This window comes from Neorhizobium sp. DAR64860/K0K1 (genome assembly GCF_050500205.1).
Taxonomy (GTDB): Bacteria; Pseudomonadota; Alphaproteobacteria; order Rhizobiales; family Rhizobiaceae; genus Neorhizobium; species Neorhizobium soli.
On record NZ_CP191459.1, the window covers coordinates 2,286,279 to 2,298,785 of the forward strand.

16 protein-coding genes and 1 pseudogene are annotated in these 12,507 nt (G+C 64.1%); 2 read left to right on the forward strand and 15 right to left on the reverse strand.

Features of this window, described 5'->3' with window-relative positions; translation table 11 throughout:
- Positions 1-14: 14 nt before the first annotated feature.
- Positions 15-176 (reverse strand): annotated as a pseudogene (locus ACQY1J_RS15740) (GTA-gp10 family protein); the annotation flags it as partial.
- Positions 177-196: 20 nt separating this feature from the next.
- Entirely contained in the window at positions 197-604 is a 408-nt protein-coding gene (locus ACQY1J_RS15745) for a phage major tail protein, TP901-1 family (protein WP_062453448.1), read from the reverse strand.
- 83 nt (positions 605-687) lie between these two features.
- Between ACQY1J_RS15745 and ACQY1J_RS15750 the strand changes: the two genes are divergently transcribed.
- Entirely contained in the window at positions 688-1,941 is a 1,254-nt protein-coding gene (locus tag ACQY1J_RS15750) for an MFS transporter (protein WP_430250282.1), read from the forward strand.
- Here the strand turns inward: ACQY1J_RS15750 and ACQY1J_RS15755 are convergent.
- The 10 genes from ACQY1J_RS15755 to ACQY1J_RS15800 form a co-directional block, all read right to left on the reverse strand.
- Positions 1,920-2,321, reverse strand: coding sequence for a DUF3168 domain-containing protein (locus ACQY1J_RS15755; RefSeq protein WP_174195867.1), 402 nt, complete (start codon positions 2,319-2,321; stop codon positions 1,920-1,922). The two genes, ACQY1J_RS15750 and ACQY1J_RS15755, sit on opposite strands and share 22 nt — an antisense overlap.
- On the reverse strand, positions 2,318-2,650 hold the full coding sequence (locus tag ACQY1J_RS15760; protein ID WP_180215424.1) for a phage head closure protein: 333 nt from the start codon (positions 2,648-2,650) through the stop codon (positions 2,318-2,320). The genes ACQY1J_RS15755 and ACQY1J_RS15760 overlap by 4 nt, the downstream gene beginning before the upstream one ends.
- Positions 2,650-3,219, reverse strand: a complete 570-nt coding sequence (locus tag ACQY1J_RS15765) for a head-tail connector protein (protein ID WP_113111202.1) — start codon at positions 3,217-3,219, stop codon at positions 2,650-2,652. The genes ACQY1J_RS15760 and ACQY1J_RS15765 overlap by 1 nt, the downstream gene beginning before the upstream one ends.
- A 119-nt stretch (positions 3,220-3,338) precedes the next feature.
- Complete coding sequence (locus ACQY1J_RS15770; RefSeq protein WP_430251965.1) at positions 3,339-4,625, reverse strand: phage major capsid protein; 1,287 nt, start codon at positions 4,623-4,625, stop codon at positions 3,339-3,341.
- A 19-nt stretch (positions 4,626-4,644) separates the two neighbouring features.
- A complete protein-coding gene (locus ACQY1J_RS15775) occupies positions 4,645-5,238 on the reverse strand; it encodes an HK97 family phage prohead protease (protein WP_430250283.1) in 594 nt (197 codons plus the stop codon).
- 76 nt (positions 5,239-5,314) lie between these two features.
- Positions 5,315-5,641, reverse strand: coding sequence for a DUF6107 family protein (locus ACQY1J_RS15780; RefSeq protein ID WP_062453454.1), 327 nt, complete (start codon positions 5,639-5,641; stop codon positions 5,315-5,317).
- 179 nt (positions 5,642-5,820) lie between these two features.
- On the reverse strand, positions 5,821-6,129 hold the full coding sequence (locus ACQY1J_RS15785; protein WP_113111204.1) for a type II toxin-antitoxin system RelE/ParE family toxin: 309 nt from the start codon (positions 6,127-6,129) through the stop codon (positions 5,821-5,823).
- Positions 6,129-6,416, reverse strand: coding sequence for a CopG family ribbon-helix-helix protein (locus ACQY1J_RS15790; protein ID WP_184654789.1), 288 nt, complete (start codon positions 6,414-6,416; stop codon positions 6,129-6,131). Before ACQY1J_RS15790 ends, ACQY1J_RS15785 begins: the two co-directional genes overlap by 1 nt.
- Before the next feature lie 60 nt (positions 6,417-6,476).
- Positions 6,477-7,646, reverse strand: a complete 1,170-nt coding sequence (locus ACQY1J_RS15795) for a phage portal protein (protein ID WP_430250284.1) — start codon at positions 7,644-7,646, stop codon at positions 6,477-6,479.
- Positions 7,647-7,692: 46 nt separating this feature from the next.
- Positions 7,693-8,322 carry a hypothetical protein gene (locus ACQY1J_RS15800; RefSeq protein ID WP_430250285.1) on the reverse strand — a complete coding sequence of 210 codons (630 nt, stop codon included), beginning with the start codon at positions 8,320-8,322 and terminating at the stop codon, positions 7,693-7,695.
- 97 nt (positions 8,323-8,419) lie between these two features.
- Between ACQY1J_RS15800 and ACQY1J_RS15805 the strand changes: the two genes are divergently transcribed.
- Complete coding sequence (locus ACQY1J_RS15805) at positions 8,420-8,620, forward strand: hypothetical protein (protein ID WP_062453459.1); 201 nt, start codon at positions 8,420-8,422, stop codon at positions 8,618-8,620.
- A 109-nt stretch (positions 8,621-8,729) separates the two neighbouring features.
- On the opposite strand, the gene ACQY1J_RS15810 is transcribed toward ACQY1J_RS15805, so the two are convergent.
- From ACQY1J_RS15810 to ACQY1J_RS15820, 3 genes are all read right to left on the reverse strand, one after another.
- Entirely contained in the window at positions 8,730-10,247 is a 1,518-nt protein-coding gene (locus ACQY1J_RS15810; RefSeq protein ID WP_430250286.1) for a DNA-packaging protein, read from the reverse strand.
- Entirely contained in the window at positions 10,156-10,794 is a 639-nt protein-coding gene (locus ACQY1J_RS15815; protein ID WP_430250287.1) for a hypothetical protein, read from the reverse strand. Before ACQY1J_RS15815 ends, ACQY1J_RS15810 begins: the two co-directional genes overlap by 92 nt.
- Positions 10,795-11,042: 248 nt before the next feature.
- Positions 11,043-12,503, reverse strand: coding sequence for a protein adenylyltransferase SelO family protein (locus ACQY1J_RS15820; RefSeq protein ID WP_325261373.1), 1,461 nt, complete (start codon positions 12,501-12,503; stop codon positions 11,043-11,045).
- Positions 12,504-12,507: the final 4 nt, after the last annotated feature.

Here is a 12,507-nt window from a genome sequence, read left to right on the forward strand (position 1 = left end):
GCTGCCTTCATCCGCCCGGAGGAAAACCGCCCTGCGAGCTCCGTCAGATCGCTCGCCGCAAAGGCCGTTTCCAGTTCTGCCAGCGCGCCCAGCGTCAGGCACAGGATCCGCCGTTCGCCGTCCATTTTTGCCTCCACCTCGCCGCGGCGGCGGTTGGCCCGTCCATGCATGCCCATGAAATCCCCCTTTCATGCTCCTACAATGCTGTGAAACTCACGACGCCAGCGGATTCGAGCGCAATCTCGAACCGGATTTCGCCATTGTGCTCGCCGGAATATTCGAGCGCCGTCACCTGGAACGCCCCCGCGAGCGTCGCGAAACTGGGGATGATGATCTGCCAGGAGAGGATCGTGCCGGCAAAGAACGTGCTGCGCACCAGCGCGTCGCTTGTGCCGTCCTTGAAGATCCCCGAACCGCTCAGCGATGCCCGCTGCACCCCCGCCCCGCCCAGCAGTTCGCGCCAGCGCCCGCTGCTTTCGGCATCGGTAATGTCGACCGTTTCCGCGTTGAAGGCGATCCGCCTGGAGCGCAGTCCCGCCACGGTCAGAAAAGTCCCGCTATTGTCCACCTTCAGGAGAAGGTCCTTGCCCTTCTGTGCCACCATGTCCCGATCCTTTTCCAACCGCTTTCAAGTATTGATGCTTTCGGCTTTCGCGCCGACCTGCTACAGCCGCGGGACACATCCCCTTGCCCGCTTCCCATCGCGATATCGCATTGACCAACTCCCCCCTCCGGTCCGCCCGGACCATTGGCGTTCTCGCCATCACGCAACTCATCGGCTGGGGCACCACGTTCGAAAGCCTCGGCGTTCTCGGTCGCTCGATCGCGCCCGATCTCGGCCTCGCCAACGAAATGGTGTTTGCCGGACTGTCGGTGATGATGCTCGCCAGCGCCTTTTGCGGCCCGCTTGTGGGCCGGCTGCTCGGCCGCCACGGGGCGGCCAAGGTTCTGGCTGCCGGTTCCGTATTCTTCTGCGTCGGGTTGCTCGTGCTGTCCTTCTCGAACGGCCTGCCGCTCTATGCGGTCGCGTGGATCCTGCTCGGTGCCGGTGGCGCCTTTTGCCTGTCGGCGCCGGCCTATGCCGCGGTGGTCGAGCGTGAAGGCACGAAGGGCCGTCGCAGCATCACCATCCTGATGCTGTTTACCGGCCTCTCCGCCACCATCTTCTGGCCGCTGCTCAGTCTCGGCAACGATCTCATCGGCTGGCGCACCACGCTGATGGTCTGCGCTTTCCTGCATCTGTTCGTCTGCGTGCCGCTCTATCTCTTTGCCCTGCCGAAGCCGATCGGCTGGGATACGGCAGATGCCGGCGTCGATGCGCCGCCGGTCGCCTTCACCAAGCGGCAAGGCAAGCTCGCCTTCCTTCTGGTCGCCACCGCCACCACCATTGCCTCCTTCGCATCCTACGGCGTGTCGCCGTCGCTTCTGGAACTGTTGCGGCAATCCGGTGCGACGCCGGAGTTTGCCCTGCAGCTTGCCGCAGCGCGTGGCGTCATCGGTATTTCGGCGCGTGCCTTCGATATGCTGCTCGGCAAGCGCGGCAATCCGTTCATTACGGCCGTGACCGGCAATAGCTTCATGATCCTCGGCTTTCTCAGCCTCATCGTCCTGCCGTCGTCGACCGCAACGCTGTGGATCTTCATCGGGCTTTACGGCATCGGCTCGGCAGTCCTGCAGGTCGCAAAGGCGCTTCTGCCGCTCGCCCTGTTTTCACCGCGCGACTACGGCCGCCAGGCCGCACGGCTGTCCATGCCGCAGAACCTTGCCAATGCGCTCGCGCCCGTCGTGTTCACAGCACTGCTCGATCGTTCGGGCGCGCTGACGGTGCTCGTCGTCACCGTTCTTCTGGCCGGCTCGGCGCTTACCGGCATCCTCTTTCTGATGCATCTCGTGAGGCAGAGTAACCTGCTCGCTGCCTCTCACTCGGTCACCGCACGATAGCGCAGCTCGACCTGAAGATACCGCGTGTTCGGCTCGCGCCTGGTGCGCGATCCCGTCCGCAACAGGCTCACCAGCACAAACCCTTCCAGCGTCAGCGCCGCATCGTGCAGCAGCGTGTCCACCCGGCTTGCGATCTCCTGCGCCTGCCGACGCCCCTCGGCCTGCGACCACACCGTGATGGTCAGGCTATGCGCCTCGCCCGGTTCCGTACCGGTCGAATAGTCACGCGTCTCCCACTCTCCGAACGCGATCGCCGGCAGCTTCGGCTTCGGCATCAGCCGGTCGTGGACACCGCCTTGACCGACCAGCGCCGTCAATGCGGCGTCGCCGGTCAGCCGCGCATGGACCGCCTTCATCAATGCATTGGAGGCTGAGGTCATAGTGCCTGCTCCTCGCATTGGCAGACCAGATAGCGACCGGTCTCGTCAGGGTCGCGCACCAGCTTCAGCAGGAAGATCCGCGCGCCCTTGGTCAGCCTCTGCCCGGCCGCGACATCGCTTCGAAACCGGATCCAGATCCGGTGGCTGACCGTGCCCACCTCGGCACTTGCCGCTTCGGTCACAACGAATGAGACCGGCTCGATCATTGCCCAAACGGCCGCCACCGATTGCCAGGTTACGGTCGCACCACCCTGACCGTCGGATACGGAAACCGCATCTTCCAGCTCCAGCCGGGCGGTCATCTGGCCGGGGTCGAGAAACACCACCATCACAGCCTCCGCATGCGAAAGGCCGCGATCAGGCGCTCATAGCCATCGGGAATTCCCGCCGGCTGCTGGTCGGGCGACAGTACCCCGCGGAAGGCGAACATGTGGCCGATATGGATCAGCATCGCCCGCTTCAGCGTATCCGGCACATCGGTCCCGGCCTCGCCATAGCCGGCGGAAAAGTCGATCTCGATCCCGTTCAACGCTTGGCCGGGATCGATCGTCGAGCGCAGCCAAAGCCGCGCCGGTCGCCCCTTGCCGTCGAGCAGATGGTCTTCAAGCGACACATGAACCGCAGTGCCTGCAGCATCGTAAATCGTAACGCTCTGAATCGCTTGCACGGGAGACTTGAGGATGCGGATCACGCCGTCGCAGGGCCATTGGTCGAGATAGAGCCGCCAGGACTGCGCCATCAGGCACAAGCCCGTCTCGCGCTCCAGATGCTCGCGTGCGGTCGCAATCAGCGATCCGATCAGCGCATCCTCATCGGCACCGTCAAGGCGCAGATGCGCCTTGACCTCGGCAAGCGTCAGCGGTTCCGCCATGGGCGGATTGGTTTGGGCATAGGTCATGGGGATCCTCGTCGAAGATGATATTCGGCCCCACCCCACCCTCTCCCCGCCGCTGCGGGAAGAAGGTGGCGATGGCCGGATGACGGGCAGTTCCGGCACGCGTCGGTACGCTTGGCCGATCAGCTCACGGCGAACCGCACCAGCTTGATCGCCTCGAAGTTCTGCACCCCGCCGCCGACCCGCTTGGTGGTGTAGAACAGCACATAGGGCTTGGCGGAATACGGATCGCGCAAGATGCGCACCCCGGCCCGGTCGACCACGAGATAGCCCGACCGGAAGTCACCGAAGGCAAGCGAGGTCGAGCTTGCGGCGATATCGGGCATCTCCTCGGCCTCGGCGATCGGAAAGCCCATCAGCGAGGCGGCCTGGCCTGCACTTGCCGGCGGCCGCCACAGGTAGTTGCCGTCGACATCCTTGAACTTCCGGATATCGGCCTGCACCTTGCGGTTCATCATGAACGTGCCGTTCTGGCGGTGACCGGCCTTGAGCGCGTAGATCACCTCAACCAGCGTATCGGAGGGATTGGTCGCCTTCCAGCCGCCGGCAACGCCGGTTGCGATATAGCCGAGACTGCCCCAGGCCCAGCTCGCATCGGCAACAGCCGTATAGGCAAGAAAGCCCTTCGGCTTGTTTACCCCGTCACCGCGCACGAAGGCATCGCCCTCCTGCTCGGCAAAGACGATATCCACCTCGCCGGCGATCCAGGCCTCCATGTCGACAGCCGCATCGTCCAGCAGCGCCTGGGTGGCGGCCGGCATGGCGTAGAGTTCCATGGTCGGGAAGGCGAGTTCGGCCAGAAGCGGCGTGTTGGTCTGCGGCCGCGCCGCCGTTTCCGCAACCCAGCCGGTGGTCAGCCCCGTCGTCGAGAACGGTTTCTTCAGGACAGAAGTCGAGACGGTGCGCAAGGTCGAAAGCGCCCGCATCGGCGACACGACGGACACGCGGCGGCCGATTTCCGTGTCGGTCTCCGGCGGCACGAGATAGCCGCCATCGGCGCCGACCCCAACGGAGAACGCCTTCGCCTCCAGCTCGCGCAGTCCATTGTCCTCGCCGCGACGGATATAGGCGTCGAACCCCGCCTTGTGCTCCATCGCCTCAGGCGAAAGATCGGCACCCTGACCGTAGCCACCTCGACCTCCCAGCGGCGGTCGCGCCTTCTTCAGCGCCAGCTGGTCCAGCACCCGCTTCTGGTCGTCCATGGCCCGGTTGATGCGGTCCACCTTGTCGCGGGTCACCACGTCGGCGGTCAGCTTCTGCTCGATCTCGCCCAGCCTTCGGTCGTTGACGTCCTTGAAGGCCTCGAACGCTTCCATGAATTCATCGAGCGCCGCCGTCACCGTCTCAGGCACGGCTTTCACTTCCGGCGCAACAGCGCCGCTTGCCTGTACATGTCCCTGTCCCGTCATCATGTCCTGTCCTTCTCCATTAAGCCTTGTTCTGCCTGAACGACGATCTCCACATCATCTTCGCCGCCCGCCGCATCTGGCGAACGAGCTCCGTCTCACGGTCTCGGAAGAACCGCTGATGCTTGACGTCGGAAACCCGTGCCGATGGCAGCATCGGAAAGGTCACGACGGAGATTTCCCAGAGATCCGCCTCGAGAATGCGCCGCACCCCCGTCTTTGCGTCGGTGCGCGCCCGCACCGTTCGAAAGCCGATCGAGAGCCCGTCCAGCGCACCGGATTTCATCAGCGCCAGCACTTCCCGCGATCGTGCGACGCCGGGCGAAAGCACGCCCTCGACGTAAAGCCCGCGACCATCCTCGCGGATCGTCTTCCAGGCGCCGATCGGCTCATTGGGGTCGTGCTGGTAGAGCATGCGCACACCGGTTGCGCCGCGTTCCACAAGCGAGGAGAGAAACGCCCCCCGTTCGATCCGGTCGCGACCGAGATCGACCTCGCCGAACACGCTGGCATAACCGGAAAACGTGCCGTCACCGGCAATGCTGGCCAGTTCCAGATTGGCGAATTTGCGCACATTCGGGCGCATGGGCGGGCATTGCCCGCGGTCAGCGTGCATCGGGATCTCCTGCAATGTCATTGAACCTGTCGAACCCATCCGCCCGCGGCGGAAGGAGGTCGCCGTCGGGAGTGCCTTACTCCCTGCGGCGCCCGTATCGCTCGGCTAAGCGCGACAGCGCGCCCAGCACCCACCAGGCTGAGAGACTGGCGGCAGCCGATCCCGCCAGCAAGGTCTCCGGCTCGGGAAGCTCACCGCTGATCCCCAGCCGTGCCATCAGCCACAGCCCGGCCGGCCCGCCGAAGATCAGTCCGCAGGCCACCCCGGTCAGAAACCTGCTCGCCGCCTCGTGCCCGCTTTTCGGCAGGAGATAGACCAGCGAAACGCCCGCACCCGCCACCGCACCTGCGGTCCGCGCAGCCCACACGCCGAGCGTTCCCGGATCATGCCCAAGGTCAGCCATCGTTAAACTTTCTGGGTTATGTTGAGAGTGTCAGCCGGTAAGCGGATCTTCATCCGCAACCGCCAAGGCCTCGCGCATCTTCACGCGCCACATGAAGCCGGCCGCTTTTTATCAACCCCCTGAATCGCTTGAGAGACAGCGTTGACGAGTTGAGTCAGGGGTTTGAGAAGTTGAGTCTCTCAGTTTCCGTCGTCTGCCGGTGCGTCCGCTAAAAGATCGGGCGGCAGCTGACGGCCGTGTCGAATGTGGGAAACGGAGACGATCCCCTTCTCCATCCTGTAGTCGATGACATACTCGCCGGACACGAAACGGCGCCGGCCTTCCAGCGCCTCAATCGGGCTCCCGGCTTGCGGATAGTCCAGCAAGAGCCGCATCGATCCCCGCAACTGCCGCAGCACCGCTTCGGCGGCGCGCGGATTGAAACGCTCCAGATACCGCTGCTCGCTTCTCAGAAAGAGCGCCGCATCCTTGGAGAGCCTGATCCGCATCAGGCGGCGTCGCTCTTCTTCTCGTCGAGCACCTCCGCGAAGAACTCCTCCGCATCGACGAATTCGCCGCGCGCAATTTGTTCCTCGCCCTTGCGGATCTGCAGGATGTCATTCCCCTCCGCCATCAGATAATATTTCAACGCCCGGACAATCACCCAGCTTCTGCTGCGATCGGATGTCTCGGCGATCTTCTCGATATCGTCGAGAATGTCCTGCGGCACGCGCAAGGTGATCGGGTCCGAGAGAACGGGCTTTTCGGCCTTCTTGTCAGAGTTGGCGTCTGCCATGACGATCTCCATCTGTAATACACCGTATTACAAATTACACCTTGCGCCGCGATCGGGCAATCACGCCGAATAACCCACCGCCTCGCGCTTCTCGTCCTCGGTCAGGAAGGCTGCAGCACCGATCCGCGCCCACAGCGCCTCACGCTCGGCCGACAGCCCGGCCACCCGGTCGAGATCCGGTTCCAGCCGAAGTCCCTCCCCGAGCGTATCCGAAAGCCAGGCGGAAAAGCTTGCGGCCGTTCGGGCAATCAACGGCAGCACCGTGAGCCGGTAAAGGGCGCGGTTGGCCTCCTGGTAGTTGGCATAGGTATTGTCACCGGGAATGCCGATCAGCATTGGCGGCACGCCGAGCGCCAGCGCAATGTCGCGGGCAGCACCGTTCTTCGCCTCGATGAAATCCATGTCCTTCGGCGAAAGCCCCATCGCCTTCCAGTCCAGCCCGCCTTCCAGAAGCAGCGGCCGGCCGGCATTTACCGCCCCCGAATAGCCCGCCTCCAGTTCGTCCTTCAGCCGCTGATACTGATCCGCGGAAAGATTGCCGCCGTCCTTCGGCTGGTAGACCAGCGCGCCGGACGGTCTTGCGGAATTGTCGAGCAGCGCCTTGTTCCAGCCCGCCGCCGCATTGGAAAGGTCGAGCGCTGCGCCAGCCGCCACCAGCGGCGACAGGCCACAATGGTCGTCGAGCGGGTGAAACAGCTTCAGGTGCAGCAGCCCCGGCCCGTCACGATCGACGGCAAGCCGCCGTGTCACCTGCCCGGCGCGATAATCATAGGCCGCAATCCAGCCGTCGCGCCCCTCGACGACGCTCACCCGGTCCGGCCGCAGCAAATGCAGTTCCCGCAGGTCGCCGCCAAGCGCCAGCGGCTCCACATAGGCATTGCCGGACAAAAGCAGATGCCCGTACAGCGCCTCGAAGAAATCCGGCCCGCTCTGGCGGCCGTTCGGACGTGCCAGAAGCGCCAGCGCCGGATGATCGGCTGCCTCGCTCGTCCCCCGATAGGCGAGCCACGGCACGGCGGCCGCAGCCTCCGCCACCATCCGCATGGCCCGGTAGGCGATCGGGTTCTTCATGAACCCGGTCTTTGAGAGCGCCGCATAGGACCGCCCGGACCAGTGCGCCGCCCCATCGCCCGACACGATCGCAAAGCCCGACGATAGCCCCGACGCCGCCTTGGTTTCCTGAGGCGGCTCGATGCGGGAAAGCCCACGAAGCCGGAATGGAAATCTCATCGTCTCATCCTTCACTCGATCCGGGATCAATTCGCTCTGAAAACGTTCAAGCCGCAATCGCCGCATCGTCCCGCAGCGCTGCCGCGAACGCTTTCGCGTACCCCGCCACCTGCGCCGCCCGGTCATTGCCATTGATGATTTTTCGCGCCCCGACCCAGTCCGATTTCCCAGGGCCGAAATAATCGCCGAGCTTGCGGCCGGTAAAACTGCCAGCCCGCATGCCCTCGATCAGAATCTTCACCGCCACATCCATCTCCATGGCGCGATGAGGTGCCGCGATGAGATCGATGCCGGTCAGCTCCGCCATCTTCTGGTAATTGCGCCTGTGCGTCAGCTGCACCAGCCCGCGCCCCAACCAGGTCCGGCCATCGGCATCGTACCGCCAGTACGGCGTCTTCACCGTCCGCAGCCGGCCGGCGCTGTAAGCGCTTTCCAGCCGCATTACCGCAAGCTGGTCGCTCTTGGCCAGCGTTTCGCGCACCGGCTGCATCGTCGCGGCCGTCTCGTGAAATGCGGTCGCCAGCACGTAGGCAAGCGCCGCGGCGCCTTCGATGGGGTTGCGCGCCTCCCATGCCTCCAAAACAGCAGCCAACCCGGCCACCTGACCACTTGCCAACCGCCCGCTGAACGGGTTCCGGCGCACGCGATCGAAGAAAATACTGCGCTCGTATCCCATGTTAATCCTACCCCTTTACCGCGTTCGAAGGTTTCAATCGGTTTAGAAAAAACTAAATCGTTTTAGTCTGTTAGTGACGATTTACTTCGGAGTAAGGATGTGGAACCAATCCAACCATGCGACGTTCATAGGGGCGCACCACCATGATGGTGCAGCGCACAATCCGGAGATCATGATGATGCAGCAGACCGCCCAGACAGCCGCCACGAAATCGGTGCCGCAGCACGTCCTCGAGCGCATGGAATCCGAATGGAAGCAGATGCGCGACAGCGCTCCGGCTGTGCCGGCCAAAAGCTGAATTGCAACTGTTGGCAGTAGCCGACTGTCAGATATAGAACGCTTGAGCGGCCCTATCCGGGCCGCTTTTCGTTGCGCGGTCCACCAGAAGCGCCACACCGGGCCTAGGCTCAAATCCCCCTCACCCGCGGCTCGCCCTGGCCGTCCAAAACAAGCGCCGTCAGCGCCCAGACCAGCGCATCCAGCCGGTCCGGCGAGCGTCCCGATGACAGTCCGTTGGGACCGAAATCGCACATCTGGTCCTCCAGCTCCGCAAACCGTCCCGCATGCACCACCCGTCCCTGCTCGTAGAGGGCGGCGACCGGTTCGGCGCGGGCAAACTTCCCGCGGGATGCATGCACCACCGTCACCGGCAGGTTGGCGTCGATGCTTTTCAGCATCGCCGGCACCATGTCGCCGCCCTGGTTGCCCTCGGCCACGACGCGGTCGGCCGAAAACCGCGAATACGCCTTCACCACGGCCTTTGCCCAGCCGCCCGGCGTCTGGCCGGTCACCGAACAATCGGCCAGCACCACGGCCCGGCCAGGCGAACCTTCGCTTGCCTCGACACCCGCCACGACAATGCCGCAGCAGGAGTTTTCACCGGATCCCGAGGGCGGATCGACCGCCACCACGATTCGCCGCAAGACCCCGGTAAACCGCGTCACGCAGGCTTCGAGATCGGCACGCTTCCACAGCGCGTCGTCAAGATCCTCGATCAGCTCGCCGCCGAGTTCCTGGCGCCCGAGCCGCGTGCCGCCGTATCGTCGCTCCAGCGCCGCGATAAAGCCCGGTGCCAGATTACCGGCATTACCGGTGGTGGAAATCTTGATCAGCCGTGTTGCGGGGTCGGCAATCAGCTGCTTCAGCACCGGCACCGGTCGCGGCGTCGTCGTCACCAGCTGGCGCGGATCGCGTCCCAGCCGCAGGCCGAACTGCAGCATGTCGAACGTTTCCTGCGCATGCTTCCATTTGCCGATCTCATCGCACCAGGCGTAGTGAAACTGCGGTCCGCGCAGCGCTTCCGGATCTTCGGAGGAAAAGATCTGCGCCACCGTGCCGTTCGGCCAGACCAGCCGCTTTCTTGAAATCTCGAATTCCGGCCAGTGCCGTGCCGCAATCCGGCAGATGCCGGACACACCATCCACCATAACCTCGCGGGCATCGCCCAGCGTTTCCGCAACGAGAGCGATGCGAAGATCGGAACGCTCTCCGGCGGAACACGCCAGCGCATGCACCCATTCGGCGCCGGCGCGCGTCTTGCCGGATCCGCGCCCGCCCATGATCAGCCATGTCCGCCAGTCGCCATCCGGAGGCCTCTGTCCGGGAAGCGCCGCAAAAGCCCAGTCCCGGTCGAGACCGGAGACGAACCCGTCAAACGCGTTCTCTCCCGGGCCAGGCGCGTCAAATCTCTCCGCCGGCACCGCGTCCGGAGCGCGGGGCAACCCCATCGCACCGGCCAAAACCATTCCGGCCTCCAGATCCCGTCCGGTCTTCTTCCTGGCATCACCGATGTCAGACATGCCTGCCCCGAACGACCCGGACGCCTTCACCGCCTCACCCGTGATCTTCTCTGCAGCCCGCCGCATCTTGCGCTGGCTGGGTTCCTCCGGCTGGAAGCCTTTGCGCCACCCATCCCGGTGGGCCATCGCGTTTCCAGGCTTCGAAATACCCAAAGGCTGTTTCATTGGCGCGATCCTCGATCATCCGGACGAAGCGGGCCTTCGCCTCTTCGTATCCGCCGGCATCGGCCAGCCTGTCGGCCTCCACCTGCCGGTCGCGGGACAGCTGACGCTGCAGCGCATCGACCTTTTCCAGCGTGCGCACGATCAGGCTCATCGCATCGGTCGCCGCCTTCACATCGGCCCGCGCCAGTTTCTGCGACGCCTCGATGCCGTCAGCTGACACCGCGTCGTCGGCCTCGCCGGACAACAGCCCGGACGCCGCTTCCCGCATCGTCCGGAACGTGGCGAACTGCTGGCGCATCTCAGCCGTCATCTCGTTCAAAAGCTGCCGCAGTTCATCTGCGGGCTTCAGCTCGGTTTCCGCAGACTTGAGCTCCAGCAGAACGTTCCGAACCGTCTCTTCGAGTTCGGCATCCTGAGTCACGTCGTCATCCGCGTCGTAAAGCGGTTCGTCCGTCCACAGGCCGAACAGGTCTGGATCAAAACCGGCGAGAGTATCGGAACGGTTCATGGCAGATCTCCACAGCCGAAAACCCGCCGCGCCGGCTTGCCGTCGCACGTTCGGTTTCGATATCGATGTCCTGGAAAAAAAGAGGGCCCGGAGGTCAATCCGAGCCCTGACTGGAAGCCTTGCGGCGGTCGGGGCGTGAAGCCTCTTCCGACGCAACTCTTCGACTATGCCTAAACACTACCCGACAACCGTCACGCCGTCAAGGATTAAATTCCTATCTCGAAAATTTTACCGGAACCGCTTCTCCCTCACGTCCCGCAGAAGGTGCGCGCAACCTTCTGTTCCGCCGTCGGCGCAATCGCGTAGTCGGCAAATTCCGGCCGCTCTTCGAACGGTTTTTCGAGCGCCTCCACCAGCTTTTCAAAGAAGCTGAAATCACCGTAATTGGCAGCCGCGATGGCTTCCTCGATTCGGTGGTTGCGGGCGATCAGCCACGGATTGACGCCGCGCATCTCTGTTGCCAGGTCCGCCGGGCTGCGACCTTCCTCGGCCAGCCGCTCGTTCCATTTCGGCAACCATTCCCGCAGCTTGGCCGTATCCGAGAAACAGGCGAGCAGGTCGTCGTCGTGTCCTTCCGCGGCGTTGCAGAGCGCTCGGAACGTCCGCGTGAAATCCGCTTCGTTTTCCTCCATTGCAGAAAGCAGTCCCTGCACGAGATCGCCATCACCGTCGCGCGCGGTGACCAGACCGAGCTTTGCGCGGAACACCTCGATCCAGTGCGCCTGGAACGTGTCGCCGAATGCCTTCAGGACAGAATTGGCGGCTTCCACCGCCTTTTCCTCGTCGGCATCGATCAGCGGCACCAGCGCCTCGGCAAGCCTTGCGATGTTCCACTGGCCGATGCCCGGCTGGTTGCGATAGGCGTAGCGTCCCTGCCGATCAATCGAGGAAAACACCTTCATCGGGTTGTATTCGTCGAGAAAGGCGCAAGGACCGAAATCGATCGTCTCGCCCGAAATCGTCATGTTGTCGGTGTTCATCACACCATGGATAAAGCCGACGCCGAGCCAGCGGGCAATCAGTTCCGCCTGCCGGTCGGCCACCGCCTTCAGCAGCGCCATATAAGGGTTCTGCGCGCCCATCAGGTCAGGGTAATGCCGCTCGATCACGTAGTTCGCCAGCGTCCGCACGCCCTCGGTATCGCCGCGGGCGGCAAAGAACTGGAACGTGCCCACTCGCACATGGCTTGCCGCGACCCGCACGAACACTGCGCCCTGCTGCTCCTGCTCGCGCTGAACGAGCTCACCGGTCGAAACCGCCGCCAGGGCCCGCGTCGCCGGTATGCCCAGCGCATGCATGGCCTCGGACACGACATATTCGCGGATGACCGGCCCAAGCGCTGCCCGCCCGTCACCACGGCGCGAAAACGGCGTCGGCCCCGCGCCCTTCCACTGGATGTCGCGGCGCTGTCCGGCACGGTCCATGACCTCGCCGATCAGGATCGCCCGCCCGTCGCCAAGCTGCGGCACGAAGTTGCCGAACTGGTGCCCAGCATAGGCCATGGCGAGAGGCGATGCCCCCTGCGGCACGACATTGCCGGAAAGCACCGCTGCCAGCCGGTCGGGATCCGAAAGATCCGCCTCGACGCCCAGTTCCGCTGCCAGCTTCTGGTTGAACCTCAAAAGCTTCGGCCCCTCCACCGGCTCCGGGTAGACGGAAGCGAAGAACCGATCCGGCAGGCGGGCATAGGAATTGTCGAACTGGAACACGGGA